Below are 17239 nucleotides of genomic sequence, written 5' to 3'. Positions count from 1 at the left end.
ATGGCAAAAATTGATGAACTATCGGAATTATTATGCGCTGAGCTGGCAAGCTTCGAGCAGCATATGAAACGACTGGAAGAAATTCACTCGCAGGGGATTCACCTGGATACTAAAGACCTGATACGACGACTTTCAAGTCTGGAAGATACGCTGGATTTTGAAAAGAACGAATATGAACGGATTTCTGCGGAATTATCCGATACGATCAAAGAGGCGAAGATCTATCCGAAATGGGCACTGATTGTCTTCTTTGTGTCTTTGAGTTTGAATGTTATTGGAGTTGTGATTTTGATTCTTGATCTTAAGAAATAATGATTGAACTGCTGTAGTAGCAGCATTTTTTAATCTGAACCAAAGATATGAATTACTGTAGTATTGATAAGGAAATTCTCAATTATGTTAAACAAAAGAGAAATAATGTTAAAGGTCTGGAATTACTACATTAGACCGGACACTAAGTTGAGAGAATATTTTTGCTAGTTATTACCTTAGCAATTATGAGAAGAAAATCTAAACATTACACCTTAGAATTTAAACAAAAAGCAGTCGAGTTAAGTTATGCTAAAGGCAATGTAAAACAAGTATGTGAAGACTTGGATATATTTCCATCTGTACTTTACCGTTGGCGTAGAGAGTTAAAAGATTACGGTAACAACAGTTTCCCTGGCCGTGGTAATCCTAAAATGACCGATGAAGAAAAAGAGATAGCCCGATTAAAAAAGGCATTAAAAGAAGCCGAGTTAGAACGAGACATCTTAAAAAAGGCCATCAGCATCTTCTCCGCGAGCGACAAGAAAAATACAGGTTTATAAAACAACACCTTATGAGATTTCCTGTCGAGACGATGTGTAAAATATTGAAAGTAAGCAAAAGTGGCTATTACCATTGGTTACAATCGGGACCAAGTAAATTATGGTTAGAAAATCAAAAGGTAACTGGGCTTATTAAATCTATATTTAAAGATAGCTTTCAAAGCTATGGTTCACCTAGAATAAAAACAGAACTAGAGACATTAGGCTATAAAATATCAAAGCCTAGAGTTGCACGTATTATGAGTGCTAATTATTTGTTTGCAAAACGAAAACGTAAGTTTAAAGCAACCACATATAGTCAACATAATTACCCCATAGCTCCTAATTTATTAAACCAAAACTTTGAAGTAAGCCGACAGGATCAAGTTTGGGTAAGCGATATAACCTATATCAAAACCAAACAGGGCTGGTTATACCTTACTGTCATTATTGATTTGTTTAACCGCAAAGTTGGAATTACTACATTAGACCGGACACTAAGTTGAGAGAATATTTTTGCTAGTTATTACCTTAGCAATTATGAGAAGAAAATCTAAACATTACACCTTAGAATTTAAACAAAAAGCAGTCGAGTTAAGTTATGCTAAAGGCAATGTAAAACAAGTATGTGAAGACTTGGATATATTTCCATCTGTACTTTACCGTTGGCGTAGAGAGTTAAAAGATTACGGTAACAACAGTTTCCCTGGCCGTGGTAATCCTAAAATGACCGATGAAGAAAAAGAGATAGCCCGATTAAAAAAGGCATTAAAAGAAGCCGAGTTAGAACGAGACATCTTAAAAAAGGCCATCAGCATCTTCTCCGCGAGCGACAAGAAAAATACAGGTTTATAAAACAACACCTTATGAGATTTCCTGTCGAGACGATGTGTAAAATATTGAAAGTAAGCAAAAGTGGCTATTACCATTGGTTACAATCGGGACCAAGTAAATTATGGTTAGAAAATCAAAAGGTAACTGGGCTTATTAAATCTATATTTAAAGATAGCTTTCAAAGCTATGGTTCACCTAGAATAAAAACAGAACTAGAGACATTAGGCTATAAAATATCAAAGCCTAGAGTTGCACGTATTATGAGTGCTAATTATTTGTTTGCAAAACGAAAACGTAAGTTTAAAGCAACCACATATAGTCAACATAATTACCCCATAGCTCCTAATTTATTAAACCAAAACTTTGAAGTAAGCCGACAGGATCAAGTTTGGGTAAGCGATATAACCTATATCAAAACCAAACAGGGCTGGTTATACCTTACTGTCATTATTGATTTGTTTAACCGCAAAGTTGTTGGATGGGCTCTAAGCGATAATCTAAGTACAGAAGACACTATTATTAAGGCTTGGCATATGGCTATAAAGAAAACTACTTTAACCCAGTCTTTAATTTTTCATTCCGACCGAGGTATACAATATGCCAGCCATAAGTTTACCTCATTAATTAAAAGTTACAATGGCTTAGTAAACCAATCTATGAGCAGAAAAGGTAATTGCTGGGATAATGCCATTGCTGAATCGTTCTTTAAATCATTAAAGGTAGAATGGGTTTATAGGCACAATTATAAGTTGAGATCTGAAGCGGAGTTATCCATCTTTGGATGGATAGAAACTTGGTATAATAATAGAAGAAGACATTCCTTTTTAGGAAATAGAACTATAAGAGAATTTGAATTAGACATGTATAACCTTAAACTAGCAGCGTAGTCATTCAACTATTTGTCCAGTTTTTTGTTGCAAGTCCAGATCTTATTTTCTCCCAAGTGGAAAAATTTAAAAAAATTGAAATCTGTAGCTAAATATTTATCGTACTCTTTCTTAAACTTTAAATGAGAATCAATTCTGGATTTTACGGTTTTAACTAAATCTTTAATTTCTATAAATTCGCTCATTTCTTTTATCAATGGTTTGTATTGTATTCAGGTAGGGATTCCGTAAATCTACATTAAAAATTTTCAAACGTTTAAAAACATCTATACTTTATTCGAGATATATTTGATACAATACCAAAATATATCATCGCTCTGAAAACCTTGATCAACCAGATCGTCTTCTATTTTTTGGTAATTCAATTTTATACAGTTTAAGCCTTCGATATTCCAGGCTTCGTCCAAAATCACAAAATTTACATTACCATAGTACCCGTTTTCTTTACCGCTCTTAATTTTTTCAATAAACTCAGGTTTAGGTCTTTCATAGGAGAGGATATAATAATCAAATATATTTCCTATCATCACATAACGATGATCAACAAAATAAAGGTTACAATAATCATGATCTGCCTTTGGATCAAGAAACTTTACTATTGCTTTCTTGATATAATCGTGATTTAAAAGTTTATAAAAGCTATCAATACGAAGTGCAATATCATCGAAAACAACTCCAACAATTAAATCTCCTATACTAGCGCCGTTAAGTTTTTCCATTGGATTACTATTGAAAAAGAATTTGAATATATTGAAGAAAAAGGTTGTTTTCGGGAACTTCATTCTGTATACATCTTTCAGATATTTTATGGGAGCTTAATGTGGTATGCTCAATATCTCCCACTTTAAAACTACGGTCGATAAGGATCAATTTTGTTTTGAAATGATCAATTAGATAGAAGGATTCACATATCTCCCTAGTTACTGCATCATTTGGCTCTTCTAACAATACAAATAGAATTGTAAGAGCATCATTACAGGTAATACATCGTTTACCGTGTAAATTAATTTCGAAATCATTATAATTCCCATAGCCTAGTAATTCTAAGAATGCTTGTTTTACAAAGCCTACTTCAAGCATTTTATAAAATGCTTCTGTTTTATTTAAACTTTTAAAACATTCTAACTCCTGGAATTTTTCAGCAATTGGTTTTAGTTGATAGTCTACCCATCCACAATTAATTTTTTTATCATGATTAAGTAGTAGTCTGGCTCTATGTATATTTAGAGAATCTATACTTAGGATAATATCCAAATTACCTGAAACAACTGCATCGTCATTTCTGGGAACTGAACTGTTAATTGCTTGACATATCTGACCAAACTGATGATCGTTGATCTGAACTTCTAGTTTTTTCATATTATTTATTTATAGCACAAGTATATGTTTACATGACGTCAAAAAATGTCGCTATAAATTAATATTTTTGAAAAAAATGAAATTATGTCTTTCAGTAAAACTTTAAGTCGCCACTATAAGATCATTTCTCTGCTTCAAAATAAGCCTAGAAGCTATAAAGAAATAAATGATGAGCTAGCTAATCATCAAGATGCTAAAGAAGATCTTCGAGTTTCTCAAAGAACTTTTCAGCGAGACATTCAGGATATAGAACAAATTCATCAAATAGCAATAGCTTCAGATAAAAGTAGAAATGTTTATTATATTAAAGAAAGTGCTGAAGATGAATATAAAAAAAGACTAAGGGAAAACTATGATGTTATAAATGCCATCCGTATGTCTAAAGGAATGGGGCAAAGCTTGTATTTTGAACAAAGAAAAGCTTTGGGTACCCAACACATGGCCGATCTTCTAAAAGCTATTCAGAATAGAAAAGAAGTAAAATTTAAATATCAAAAGTTTTGGGATGCCTCTTTAACTAATAGAATTGTAAAGCCAATTGCGCTTAAAGAATCAAAAAATAGATGGTATCTAATTGCCAAGGATACAAAAGATACTATCATCAAAAATTTCTCATTGGATAGAATTAGTGAACTTCAACTTACTAATCAAAGATTTACTTCAGTCGAATATAATATACATGAAGCATTTGAAAATAGTTTTGGTATAATAAATGGCACAAATGACAAAGTATCTCGTATCATACTAGCCTTTAAAATAGATCAGGGTAGATATATTAAATCTTTACCTCTTCACCATAGCCAGAAACTCATTAGCCAGAATGATAATGAAATAAGATTCGAATATCAATTAAAACCAACTTTCGACTTTATTCTGGACTTGCAACAAAAAACTGGACAAATAGTTGAATGACTACGCTGCTAGTTTAAGGTTATACATGTCTAATTCAAATTCTCTTATAGTTCTATTTCCTAAAAAGGAATGTCTTCTTCTATTATTATACCAAGTTTCTATCCATCCAAAGATGGATAACTCCGCTTCAGATCTCAACTTATAATTGTGCCTATAAACCCATTCTACCTTTAATGATTTAAAGAACGATTCAGCAATGGCATTATCCCAGCAATTACCTTTTCTGCTCATAGATTGGTTTACTAAGCCATTGTAACTTTTAATTAATGAGGTAAACTTATGGCTGGCATATTGTATACCTCGGTCGGAATGAAAAATTAAAGACTGGGTTAAAGTAGTTTTCTTTATAGCCATATGCCAAGCCTTAATAATAGTGTCTTCTGTACTTAGATTATCGCTTAGAGCCCATCCAACAACTTTGCGGTTAAACAAATCAATAATGACAGTAAGGTATAACCAGCCCTGTTTGGTTTTGATATAGGTTATATCGCTTACCCAAACTTGATCCTGTCGGCTTACTTCAAAGTTTTGGTTTAATAAATTAGGAGCTATGGGGTAATTATGTTGACTATATGTGGTTGCTTTAAACTTACGTTTTCGTTTTGCAAACAAATAATTAGCACTCATAATACGTGCAACTCTAGGCTTTGATATTTTATAGCCTAATGTCTCTAGTTCTGTTTTTATTCTAGGTGAACCATAGCTTTGAAAGCTATCTTTAAATATAGATTTAATAAGCCCAGTTACCTTTTGATTTTCTAACCATAATTTACTTGGTCCCGATTGTAACCAATGGTAATAGCCACTTTTGCTTACTTTCAATATTTTACACATCGTCTCGACAGGAAATCTCATAAGGTGTTGTTTTATAAACCTGTATTTTTCTTGTCGCTCGCGGAGAAGATGCTGATGGCCTTTTTTAAGATGTCTCGTTCTAACTCGGCTTCTTTTAATGCCTTTTTTAATCGGGCTATCTCTTTTTCTTCATCGGTCATTTTAGGATTACCACGGCCAGGGAAACTGTTGTTACCGTAATCTTTTAACTCTCTACGCCAACGGTAAAGTACAGATGGAAATATATCCAAGTCTTCACATACTTGTTTTACATTGCCTTTAGCATAACTTAACTCGACTGCTTTTTGTTTAAATTCTAAGGTGTAATGTTTAGATTTTCTTCTCATAATTGCTAAGGTAATAACTAGCAAAAATATTCTCTCAACTTAGTGTCCGGTCTAATGTAGTAATTCCATTCAGGAGATCTTATCTCACGGAAGTGATGTTGAAGTGATTGCTCCGCTAAGTCTTAGAAACAATATCATTGAGAAATTGAAAGAAAATTTAAAAAAATATTGAAATTTAATCTGATATTTTCCTTACTTTAGATTTTGTTTTCGGGAAGTAAACAAACGTTTACAGCTACTTTTCATCTTTTAAATCACTGTTTTACAGTATATTAAAAACCACCTTCTCTGTATCGGGAAGTATTAAAAACTCCATAATTCTACGAAGCTATTTTTGAAGTTTAATTTAGTCATCTTCGCAAGTTTTAAGCGTATTATGTCTGACTCAAAAAAAGCCACTAAACTTTATTTAGCGGCTGATCAATATTATAAAAAGTAGAGAAAATAAAACTTACTATAGTTTAACGAATTAAGCTTGAGCAAGATTTTCTGCCTTTTTACGTCTCTCTTTTTCTCTGGTGAGCAAATTAAGCTCTCTACTTGTTTGCCCTTTTACTGAAGAGTTCTCTTCCGCTCTTCTCAATAAATACGGAACAACATCTTTAACAGGCCCAAACGGAACTAATTTTGCCGTATTATAACCTCTTGCAGCCAAATTATAACTTATTTGATCACTCATTCCGTATAGCTGACTAAACCAAACTCGTTGATCATCCTTCGCTATTCCTTTATCTTCCATGATCTGTAAAGCCAAATAATTGCTAATTTCATTATGCGTTCCTATAAAAAGTGAAAAATCTTCTAAATGGTCTAAACAATATCCCATCACGCTATTAAAATTAACATCTGTCGCTTCTTTAGATTCACAAATCGGTGATTTTTGACTTCTTTTTCTAGCTCGTTTATTTTCCTTTTCCATATAGGCACCTCTTACGATCTTTGCCCCAATTTTAAAGCCCTGCTCTTTAGCCTTTGCGTGTAGTTCCTTTATATATTCCAGTCGATCCCAACGGTAGCATTGAAAAGTATTAAAAATTAGAGCGTCATTTTGGTTAAATTTAGCCATCATTTTTTCCATTAGATTATCTGCAGCTTCCTGCATCCAGGATTCTTCAGCATCTGCATATAATCTTACTTTCAATTCATTCGCCTTTTCACATAGCCCTTCTACCCTTTTCTGGACACGCTCCCATTCCTCTTTTTCCTTATCATTAAGACTTACGTGTGAACTTACTTTATGCCAAATTTTAAATCTACCTAAAGCTGTTGGCTTAAAAATTGCGAAAGGAACTTCATTTTCTTCCTTGGCCAATTCAATAAGTTCTAACTTTACTTTATAAGCAGAATCAAATTCTTCTTCTGTCTTTTTCCCTTCTACGGAATAATCTAAAATACTGGATAGATTTACCTCATCCATTTGATCCATGGTTGGTTTACAATCCTCTATGGTCACACCTCCACAAAATTGATCGAAAATGGTATTTTTAATGAGTGGTGTAATAGGCAATTTTGCTTTTAGAGCAAATTTTGTAAGTCCGATTCCTGGTTTTATTAATGAAGGTTTTCCCATCACACTAAAAAGAAGTACAGCTCTATTTATTTCCATATCAGATTTTAACCTGAAAGCCGTTTCTGTATCGTTGAATATTTTCTCTTTTATCATAATTTAAAAATACTCAAGATCTTTGGCTTATTTCATATGATTAATAAACCTTAACTTCTGTATAAGCTTCATAAATTAAAAGTGTTCGTTTTTTAAGCTTTCGTGGTATAATAAATTAACACTTTTCAAATTTCCTTTAAGCAAATTTTAAATATCAAATAGAGCCATAATCTGGAAATACTAATTCTATAAGGTTTTGTCAGATACTAATTTACACCTATTTATCATCATTACTGATTGCAAAATGCTAAGCATACGATTGTTTCCAATTAAGTCAATAAGCATCAGGATACTACAGGATAATTAAAAATAACTTTTAGAATAACTTTAATACCAATATTAGGAGAATCTGGCAGAGCCTTTATAGTTTGACAATCGAATCACTAGTCACTACAATTTCCAATCTCAATTATTCTCCTATCTAAATACTGCCAGAAAGCAAAAAAAGCACCGATATTCTCGGTGCTTTTTACTTCTCTAAAAAAGAAGATCGTAGTCTTCCAAATAGACTACGACCTTCTCAAACCAAAAAATCCCCAAAAAAATCTTTATAGATGTGAAGAAATATGGTGGTGCTCATCGATTAGTGGGCCTCCTTCCAAAATTTCTTGCGATGCTTTTTGCGCAAATTTTTCAAAGTTTAAATGGAACGAATGTGCAAGTTGAATTGATTTTTGAATGTACACACCTTTTTGAAGCCAGGTATTAATTGGATTCAGCATTTCTGAAGGTACACCTGCACAATATTTAGGCATGTTCAAGCCAAAAATTGGATGCATTTCAAAATCTACATTTTCAAGGTTCCCGTTCAAAATTTCAGTAATCATACTACGAGTGTATCTTAATTTTATTCTAGATCCAACCCCGTAAGGGCCTCCACTCCATCCTGTATTGATTAACCATACATTTACGTTAGCTTCCTGCATTTTTTTACTCAACATTTCTGCATACACTGTTGGGTGTAATGGCATAAAAGGCTCTCCAAAACATGCAGAGAAAGATGGTACAGGTTCTGTAATTCCGGCTTCAGTTCCTGCAACTTTAGCGGTATAACCAGAGATAAAATGATATGCAGCTTGTCCAGGAGTTAGCTTAGAAACCGGTGGCAATACTCCAAAAGCGTCACAGGTTAGGAAGAAAATATTCTTTGGATTTTCACCATAAGAATTCTCCTGAATATTCTCAATGTGCTCGATTGGATAAGACACTCTTGTATTTTGTGTGATACTGCTATCAAAGAAATCTACCTCTCCATTTTCATCGAAGATCACATTCTCTAATAAAGCTCCAGGTTTGATAGCTCTAAAGATGTCTGGCTCTTTTTCTTCAGTAAGACCAATCACTTTTGCATAACAGCCTCCTTCAAAATTGAAGATCACGTTGTCTGGTGTCCAGCCATGTTCGTCATCACCAATAAGCTTTCTTTCTGGATCTGCAGAAAGGGTTGTTTTACCGGTTCCAGATAGTCCAAAGAAAATAGCCGTATCATTATCTTTACCTACGTTGGCAGAACAGTGCATTGGCAACACATTTTTATCCTTAGGGAAAATAAGGTTTAATGCAGAAAAGATTCCTTTTTTCATCTCACCTGTGTAAGCAGATCCGCCAACTAAAGCAATTTTTCTGGTGAAGTTTAATATACTAAAGTTTCCTTGTCGCAAACCATAAGAAGCAGGATCTTCTTCTACATAACCAGGTACACAAAGCACTAACCATTCTTCATCAAAATTTTCAAGCTCTTCTTCATTCAATCTTAAGAACATATTTTTCACGAAGAAGTTAGACCATGGATACTCTGTGATTGTTCTAACATTCATGCGGTATTCTGGGTAGGCACAAACATATCCATCATGTACATACACTTCTTTTCCAGAAAGGTATTCTGTAACTCGATCGTAAAGCTTATCGAAGTTTTCTGGAGCAAGCGGTTTATTTATTTTTCCCCACCAAACATTTTTGGTATAATCATCTTTTACGATAAATCGATCCTGAGGCGATCTTCCGGTAAATTTTCCTGTATTCACGGCAAGAGTTCCGTTAGAGGATTCTCTCCCCATTCCTTTTTCTACCGTTAGTTTTTGTAGTTCTTCACCGCTAAGGTTCCACAGCACCTTAGTGTCTTTTATTCCGTATTTTAAAAGTTCTTTTGTTTTTGGGTAGTCTAGAGAAGTACTCATGATAATAGAATTTAAGTGAAACATTTAGTTTGTCCAGTAAACTGGTACAGTTTTTATTTTAAGTTTAGTTGATATGCTAATTTTTAATCTAACACCAGCAAAGGCTTATCACTATGCAAGGTTAAAATATTGGTTAGCTTGCCTTTAGAAGCTTTACCATTTTCTAAATGTGTTTTAGGCATTATGGCAAGCATGTCTATATTATGACTTTCCAGGTATTGCTTTATTCCTTCTTCAATATCTTCATTTTCAAGATAAGCATGGTGTGAATAGAAATCTTCTAGGAAGTATTCTATGGTTCTTTCATTGATCTCATCGTATTCTGAATAGCCCATTAATTTAGAACCTTTATCCACGGTTAGTAAATGAACTTTTGCTTTAAAACGTCTTGCTACATCCAGTAAAGTAAAGAGCACATTTCTATCTGCTATTTTTTCTTTACCCATGGTTAAAATGATCGTTTTTAGACTGAAATATTTAGAATTTTCTGGGATCACTAAGACCGGAAGATCTGCCTGCTGAATAAACTTAGAGGTATTAGAAGTCATATCTTCTCTTTTAACCTTAGAGCCTCGAGTTCCTATGATCACAAGATCAATGTTTAGTTCGTCCCTTAATTCTATAATTACGGGTGCGGTTTCACCTTGTTTTACAAGCGTTTTGATCTCTGGAAATCCAGGTTTATTATAATCAGCGATTACTTCATCTAACTTTGCCTTTACCTCAGCCTCATTAGCATTTTCTGGTAAGATGCGAAGTAAATACACGGTCACAATTGGTTTTTGTTTTGCAAATTCAACAGCATACTTTAGTGCATTTAAAGAAGCTTTTGAAAAATCGAAAGGGATAAGAACAGTTTTCATGTTTTTTGGTTTTAATTGAATTCCATAGATATATTTCAAAATTTTGAGGGCCGTCTATCTTCCGTTTCTCCTAACTGCGTTCTCTAAATTCGAACACAATTGGTAATGAGTAAGAAATTCTTACCGGGCGATTACGCTGCATACCAGGCTGCATTTGAGGCAGAAGTTTTATCACTCGCTCTGCTTCTTCTTCTAACAAAATGTTTGGTGCTCTGGATTGTATATCGGTTACTTTTCCAAATTCGTTAATCTTAAACACTACGATTATTCGGTTTATTCCAGATACTCCGGCATCTGTTCCTACATCGGTATTAAACTCATTTCTAACAAATTCGTCTATTTTCTCGGTCATACATTTTTTACGAGCTTCATTATCTTTAAGATCCTCACATCCAGGGAATATTGGCACCTGTTCTACGAATACAAATGGAACTTGCTCTACCTCTTCTTCGCCATAACCGTCTGAAATATCTGCTACTTCTGCAATGGTTTCGATTCTATCGTCCTGGTCACTTTCTGTAGAGACGATTACATCTTCTTGAATGTCCAGATCATCATTTACAATATCGATCACTTCTGGAATTACAGGTGGCGGTGGAGGTGGTGGAGGCGGCGGAGTATTCATTTGGGTAATTGGAATATCCACGATCATTTCTTCATCGACCTCTACGGTATAATTATCGACACTATCATTAACAGCGGTGCGCATTTCTAAAGTAAAATACACAGAGGACAGTATCATGATGAGACCAATTTGGAAGAAAATCAAACTTCCTCTATTGAGGTCTGCTTTGGGATTTTTCTTGGCTTTCATGACGCTTGGTTTAAATTTCTATTCAGTGATTATTTAAATTTCCGAAGCTAAACTTCGGGGAATTTCAATCTCTTTTGGGGCGTCGTTCTTTATAAATCGGTCTAAAAATTGATCTTTTTAAATAACTGATTTACAAATTCCTCCATCATTTTTACAGTATTAAAGGTATATACTATCTACTTAAAGAAACCTGATAAATATCAGCTTTAGAAAATTTTTCAATATTTTTTTCTGCGGAAGATATCAATGCTCAAATTAGATGTTTTTGAAGTGATTTTTTCTGAAAAAAGACAACCAGAAAATTCAGCATAAAAACTTCAGAAATTAATCAATATTCACTGAAGCACTGGTGCTAAAAGCGCTAATGATCCTAAAACTCGAATTCACTTATAAAATAGGAGCTTAAAACGTACAAGATCGCTTAGAAAGCTGATAAAAATCATACAATCTTGCCAAAGGGACTTCTAATTTTACAAGTCTCACAACATGTAAATCATAGCTATTATGAAAATCTTCATCCAGGTGTTTTTTGCGCTTTTGATGCTTCCATTTTATGCCCAACAACCCCAGGATTCTTCACTTTTTGCTGAATTTGAAAAACGAATGCAACTAAAGGCATTAGTAGTGGGCAGATATGCCGCTTCTTTTGATGAAAATATCGATTTTGAAGGCAATCATTTTTCTGAAGAACTTGAAACTGATCAGGAAATCGTAAATAATTCTTTTCAAATGGAATATGTTCGATTTTCGACTAGCTTTTATATAAACGACAGAATTTCGACTTCAATTTTATTGAATTTGGCCAATTTCAGTAACGAATCTGTCTCTAGAAAAGTATTAGAAAATGCATTTGTTCAATATAAAATGAATCCTTATTTAAATTTCAGGCTTGGCCAGTTTAGACCGTACTTTGGTTTAGAAGATTTGCATCCATTTCAGCTTAATAATTCGTATCGCTGGTCTAACCAGTATTTTATATTTGGTCAAAATGCATGGCAAAGTTTTCAGATAGGTGCTGCGGTTTACGGAGATCTATTTCAAAATAAAATTCCGCTTAAATACTACTTCACGGTTTACAACGGAAATAACCGAAATCAAAGACAGGATAACGATAACCACAAAAATTACAGTCTGCGTCTAGAATTATTACCCTTAGATATTGTGCAATTTGGTATAAACGGCGCAATCACTAACAAAAATCAGCAAAATGCTAATGCCTACGGTGCCGATCTAAAAATTAATTATCCAGTAAATTCTTCCTGGGAAATCGATGCCCATATGGAATATAAACGAGGTACCAATTTTACAGCCTATAATGATCTTTTTGATCCTCATATTTTAGAGCAGGAATTGCAATTAAACGATTTCTATATGGAAGGAATTTACAGCTTGATTAGGGCGAAAAAGTACGTTCATCTCCCCTATTTAAAAGCTTTAGAGTTTAGCATAAGGCAAGAATATCTAGATACCAATAGCCAGGTTACCGGAGATATTTTACGTTCGCACATCCCAATGTTCAGTCTGGTTTTGGCCGGTGATTATGATGCTAAATTATCGTTTGTTGGTGTATTCTACGACTACCAGAAAAATATTGAAAATACCTCGCAATACGACTCTAACCGCGGACTCATACAATTTCAGGTTGCTTTTTAGAGGCTCTAACTTTAAAACTCTACACTCGTGCCTGGTGATCGGCAATCTTTAGCTGATAGAACTGGTCTAATTTTCGAGTAAAAATATCCAGCTCTTCGATCACGATACTAATCATCTCTGCATAATTTCGAAGATCACCTTCGCTTAATTTATCTTCGTTTTTAAGCACCGTACTTAATCCCTGTAAATTGGTAAGAGGATTTCTAATCACATGTGAAATATCAAAAGTAATTTGCTCTAAAATAGACTCGTATTCCATAATTCCAGAAACGTCTAATAAAGTTCCAAACCACAAAATGATCTCGTTATCGATCTTTTTTGGTGATGCTCTTAGCTTAAACCATTTGGTTTGCCCGTTTGGCCAAACAATTCTAAACGTAAATTTATAAGAAGACAAGGTGTTTGCTGCTTTCTCTACCGTTTGCAAAAATTCCTTTTTATCTTCTGGATGAATGTAATCAATAAATTTTATAGGATTTTCAACTACACACTGCTGCTCGATATCTGGATGTACATCTTCTATCCCTTTGCTTAAAAAATCAAAACTAAAATCAAGATTCGAGGCGATCCTTATCTGAAACACTACGCCGGGAACATTATCCATAATTTGTTTTAGTCGGGATGCGCTAAGATCAATATGCATTTTTTGATCTCTTAAGGTCCTACGCGTATTTAAAAAATCTGTTGCCTTTTTGGCCAAAAGCAACAGACCTTTTTTCTGATCTTCTGAAAGTTTATTAGGCTGTGTATCCATAACGCAAAGTGTCCCTAATACATGTCCTGCAGGGCTTTTAAGAGGAACACCTGCATAAAATTGAATATGTAAGGCAGCAGCGACTACAGGATCATTTTTAAATCTTTCGTCTGCATGCGTATTTTCGATCTCCAAAAGCTCGAGATCTTCAGATATTAAACGATGGCAAAAGGCTTCTTTTCTAGGAATTTCAGAAACTGCAATACCAAAAGTAGACTTAAACCATTGCCGGTCTTTATCTACCAGGCCAATTAAAGCTATTGGTACACCACAAATTAGAGATGCCAGCTGCGTAATTTCATCTAGTTCCAATTCAGGATCTGTATCTAAAATCTGATAACTATAGAGTTCTTTTAAGCGTTCTTTTTCGAGCATATATTCTTTTTCCATGTTCAAGTGATCGCGAACAATGAAATTCGCATTTCTTCAGATTATAGATAGAACTAGATGATTATTAAAGTTATAGCAATACTCTGAAACCGCAGTAAAACTAAGGATATTCGGTATATCTGTATTCAAAACCCTGGATAAATTAACATTTTTTAGTATTAAGAAGCACCTTTAAAGTTAAAATTTCAGATCTGGAGTCAAAATAACAAAATTAGAAACGTTCATACTCTATGAAGAGTTATAAAACGTTTTATTAAAATGAACTTGAAGAAATATTAAGCAGATAGAAGAGGAGGTCCCATGTTTAGCTCATTATAGTGAAGATTATAAGAACAGAACCTGAAGATATAGGAAATAAAAAAACCACTAAAAAACATTGATTTTTAGTGGTTTTATGATAATATCTTATAAAATTTGTCGGGGTGGCAGGAAATCTAAACCAAAAATTTTTGTAGGATTTACGCCACTTTATCGTCGAAGTTCAACAAGCATTCACCGAATCATTCATTAATTACAAAAGAGCTTAAAAAGCGACAAATATTATGCGCCTATTCACTTCAAATATAATAATTTATAAGGTTTTGATACTTAAAATGAATGAGATTTTGAAAAGAAAATTTGCTTATAAGATTAACCATATTATTTAAAAACAGTTCAGTTTTAAGGGAAGCTTACACTCTGTAAGCTTCCCTTAAAACCGAACTGTTTAAAAGTATTGCAAAATGAGATAAAAACTTTAGAGTCCAGATTAACAGAGATTGTTAAGGATGATCAGCAAAAACAACTGACGCTTCTAAAAAGTATCCCTGGATTGGGTAATAAAACAGCCATAATGCTATTAGTGTTAACCAATGGTTTTACCAGTTTTGAGGACGCCAGTCAATTATGCTGCTATGCTGGAATTACGCCAACAATCCGTGCATCTGGATCTAGTGTAAGGGGTAAGAGTAGGATCAGTAAAATGGGGAATCCAAAACTTAAAAATCTGCTTTTCATGTGCAGTTTTACAGCCTGCAAATACAATAAAGCCTGTAGGGATATCTATGAACGCATAATAGCCAAGGGTAAAAGTAAGAAGTTTGCACTTATTGCTGTATGTAATAAACTACTAAAACAGGCATTTGCTGTGGCTACATCAGGTTTACCATACGATGAAAATTATGCATCAAAATTAGGATAAAATGCTTGGAAGTTAGCTTAGTTCTTTGTTGGCAAGAGTGAACTAATAGATCATTAATTCATAGTCCCTACCTTCATTTTTTAAATCAAAAATTGAATAAGCTTCAATTAAGTTGTAAAAATAATTTTCCTGATCTTTTACAAACTTTTGGAAATGTTGTTCATCTCTTTGATTAATTATAGAATTTGTTGGTTTTGACGATTTTTTAATCGTTAGTTTAACATTGAATAGACCAAATTTTTTTGAATTTAATTCAAATTCAAACCTTTTACCTTTCTTTATTTCGTCAAACTGGAGTTTTTCAATTTCAATTTCTTTATCTAATACTCCGAACCAGTATTTTAAACCGTTTTTAGTAACTTGATAATTCTGTTTTTTTTCGAACAACCAAACTAACTCCTCATAAAAATCTGATATCAAATCAAAAACAAGTTCAATGAAATCAGATTTAATTATTTTCAAATATCCAGTTGATTTTTCTAATTGAAGGGAAGAATATTTAGATGCGATTTCATTGATTTTTTCATCCTGAAATTTTGAATCTTCGTGAACTATTTTATTTCTAATGAACTGTATTTCTTTTAATTTACTGAAATAAGGATCTAAGGACTCCGTTGATATCTCTAATACAAGTTCTAAATATGTTAAAGAAGATTTTAAATAATCTCTTTCATTGAAATGATGCGGCTTAATTTTCTTTTCAAAAACCTCTGAACCAACTATACAAATTTCATTTAGTTTACTTTCATTAAGTGAATACAAGGAAGTTAAAATTGATTTAGCATAAAAATCTAAAAAGTCTTTGTACTTACTATCTATTTCTTCTTTTCTTTCATATTCGTGATAATCTATATCTTCTAAACCGGAATTTTGTAAGGCAATGGACTGAGCATATTCTTCTCCTACTACTGAATCATATATTTCTTTATAAAGTTTTTCAGCCTTGATTTTTTGTTCCTTGATATTTTCATTTAATTCTTCCTTCTCATTACTCCATTCCTTTAGATAGGACTTAGAAGTTAAATTGAATTGCTTTTTATATAATTCAAGTCTATCAATTAGCTCTTCAATCTTCTTCTCAAATGGATTAATTTGTCGATTGGTACTTATGTAATAAAATGTAGTTCCAAAATTCATTTTTTATTGTTCATTATTGCCAACGGTTGCGGTTATCACAAGTTGCGGGAGTAAGGATGCGAAGTTGTCGGCTGAATCATCTTTTTCTTGGTTTCTAAAATAATGATTTTTCCTATTTACCCGTAATTTGTGATGAACCGCTGTTGGGCGCAGTGCTTTGATTATAAAAATTCTCTTTTACAACATTTTCATCTGAACTTAAAATTGTTCGAATACTAACATTATCATTTATCAGCCATTCGGCCAAGTATGTACCGGCACCATCAGAGAAAATAACTTTTAATTTCAAATTATTTTTTTTGCCTTCTAATTTTATTAATTTTCTATTGAACTTTTCTCCGAACCAAGGATTGTACATATCATCAATTTGGAGGTCAATTCTAGTATTACCAATATTCAAAATTGCTTTGGTGAGTTTGTATTCGGGAATTTCACCATCTGTTCCTATCAACAATGTTTTATTAATTCCAATAGGGATATTATTTTGAAAATTGATCGTTTTATTTTTTACTTCGAAACGTTCTCTTTCTAAACTTAATTTGGTAGAATCATTTAACTGAATTATTGCTTTATCGGTTTGTCCAAAACTGTGGAAGGTTAATAGGATAAAAGGGATTAAAAAAAGTTTTTTCATCATGTCAGTT

Annotated in this window: 14 protein-coding genes and 2 pseudogenes; 6 read left to right on the top strand and 10 right to left on the bottom strand. The window is 33.2% G+C overall.

The window, feature by feature from the left end; all coding sequences use genetic code 11:
* The 3 genes and pseudogenes from INR75_RS11405 to INR75_RS11395 all read left to right on the top strand — a co-directional run bounded on the left by INR75_RS11405 (window position 1) and on the right by INR75_RS11395 (window position 2512).
* Complete coding sequence (locus tag INR75_RS11405) at window positions 1-312, top strand: DUF6730 family protein (protein ID WP_223088902.1); 312 nt, start codon at window positions 1-3, stop codon at window positions 310-312.
* 161 nt (window positions 313-473) lie between these two features.
* Window positions 474-1294 (top strand): annotated as a pseudogene (locus tag INR75_RS11400) (IS3 family transposase); the annotation flags it as partial.
* Between the two features lie 13 nt (window positions 1295-1307).
* A protein-coding gene (locus tag INR75_RS11395; protein ID WP_086026153.1) for an IS3 family transposase occupies window positions 1308-2512 on the top strand; the annotation gives its coding sequence in 2 pieces (ribosomal slippage) (window positions 1308-1587 and window positions 1587-2512; 1206 coding nt in all).
* 266 nt (window positions 2513-2778) lie between these two features.
* On the opposite strand, the gene INR75_RS11390 is transcribed toward INR75_RS11395, so the two are convergent.
* Both INR75_RS11390 and INR75_RS11385 read right to left on the bottom strand, forming a co-directional pair.
* Complete coding sequence (locus INR75_RS11390) at window positions 2779-3231, bottom strand: hypothetical protein (RefSeq protein WP_223088900.1); 453 nt, start codon at window positions 3229-3231, stop codon at window positions 2779-2781.
* A gap of 7 nt (window positions 3232-3238) precedes the next feature.
* Window positions 3239-3871 (bottom strand): hypothetical protein, encoded by a 633-nt coding sequence (locus INR75_RS11385; RefSeq protein ID WP_223088899.1) that lies wholly within the window; start codon window positions 3869-3871, stop codon window positions 3239-3241.
* 84 nt (window positions 3872-3955) lie between these two features.
* Between INR75_RS11385 and INR75_RS11380 the strand changes: the two genes are divergently transcribed.
* Complete coding sequence (locus INR75_RS11380; protein WP_223088898.1) at window positions 3956-4783, top strand: YafY family protein; 828 nt, start codon at window positions 3956-3958, stop codon at window positions 4781-4783.
* On the opposite strand, the gene INR75_RS11375 is transcribed toward INR75_RS11380, so the two are convergent.
* The 5 genes from INR75_RS11375 to INR75_RS11355 all read right to left on the bottom strand — a co-directional run bounded on the left by INR75_RS11375 (window position 4784) and on the right by INR75_RS11355 (window position 11481).
* Window positions 4784-5988, bottom strand: a protein-coding gene (locus tag INR75_RS11375) for an IS3 family transposase (protein WP_086026153.1) whose coding sequence is annotated in 2 segments (ribosomal slippage) — window positions 4784-5709 and window positions 5709-5988 — 1206 coding nt in all. Because the reading frame shifts where the segments join, the coding sequence is not laid out codon by codon here.
* Window positions 5989-6433: 445 nt separating this feature from the next.
* Window positions 6434-7627, bottom strand: coding sequence for a proline dehydrogenase family protein (locus INR75_RS11370; RefSeq protein WP_223088897.1), 1194 nt, complete (start codon window positions 7625-7627; stop codon window positions 6434-6436).
* 548 nt (window positions 7628-8175) lie between these two features.
* Window positions 8176-9804, bottom strand: coding sequence for a phosphoenolpyruvate carboxykinase (ATP) (gene pckA / locus INR75_RS11365; protein WP_092542859.1), 1629 nt, complete (start codon window positions 9802-9804; stop codon window positions 8176-8178).
* An 83-nt stretch (window positions 9805-9887) separates the two neighbouring features.
* Window positions 9888-10667, bottom strand: coding sequence for a universal stress protein (locus tag INR75_RS11360; RefSeq protein WP_223088896.1), 780 nt, complete (start codon window positions 10665-10667; stop codon window positions 9888-9890).
* A 70-nt stretch (window positions 10668-10737) separates the two neighbouring features.
* Window positions 10738-11481 carry an energy transducer TonB gene (locus INR75_RS11355; RefSeq protein ID WP_092542468.1) on the bottom strand — a complete coding sequence of 248 codons (744 nt, stop codon included), beginning with the start codon at window positions 11479-11481 and terminating at the stop codon, window positions 10738-10740.
* A gap of 504 nt (window positions 11482-11985) precedes the next feature.
* Between INR75_RS11355 and INR75_RS11350 the strand changes: the two genes are divergently transcribed.
* On the top strand, window positions 11986-13134 hold the full coding sequence (locus INR75_RS11350) for a porin (protein ID WP_223088895.1): 1149 nt from the start codon (window positions 11986-11988) through the stop codon (window positions 13132-13134).
* A gap of 19 nt (window positions 13135-13153) precedes the next feature.
* Here the strand turns inward: INR75_RS11350 and INR75_RS11345 are convergent, their stop codons facing one another.
* Window positions 13154-14278 (bottom strand): PAS domain-containing protein, encoded by a 1125-nt coding sequence (locus tag INR75_RS11345; RefSeq protein WP_223088894.1) that lies wholly within the window; start codon window positions 14276-14278, stop codon window positions 13154-13156.
* A 709-nt stretch (window positions 14279-14987) separates the two neighbouring features.
* On the opposite strand from INR75_RS11345, the pseudogene INR75_RS11340 reads away from it, so the two are divergent.
* Window positions 14988-15458: pseudogene (locus INR75_RS11340) on the top strand (IS110 family transposase); the annotation flags it as partial.
* Window positions 15459-15500: 42 nt separating this feature from the next.
* On the opposite strand, the gene INR75_RS11335 reads toward INR75_RS11340, so the two are convergent.
* Together INR75_RS11335 and INR75_RS11330 are read right to left on the bottom strand one after the other, a co-directional pair.
* Window positions 15501-16595 (bottom strand): hypothetical protein, encoded by a 1095-nt coding sequence (locus INR75_RS11335; protein ID WP_223088893.1) that lies wholly within the window; start codon window positions 16593-16595, stop codon window positions 15501-15503.
* Between the two features lie 112 nt (window positions 16596-16707).
* The gene (locus tag INR75_RS11330; RefSeq protein ID WP_223088892.1) at window positions 16708-17232 is read right to left on the bottom strand and encodes a hypothetical protein; all 525 of its coding nucleotides are present in this window, start codon (window positions 17230-17232) and stop codon (window positions 16708-16710) included.
* Window positions 17233-17239 lie beyond the last annotated feature (7 nt).

The organism is Zunongwangia sp. SCSIO 43204, from assembly GCF_019904275.1.
GTDB classification, from domain to species: domain Bacteria; phylum Bacteroidota; class Bacteroidia; order Flavobacteriales; family Flavobacteriaceae; genus Zunongwangia; species Zunongwangia mangrovi.
This window is presented reverse-complemented; position numbering and strand designations above follow the sequence as displayed.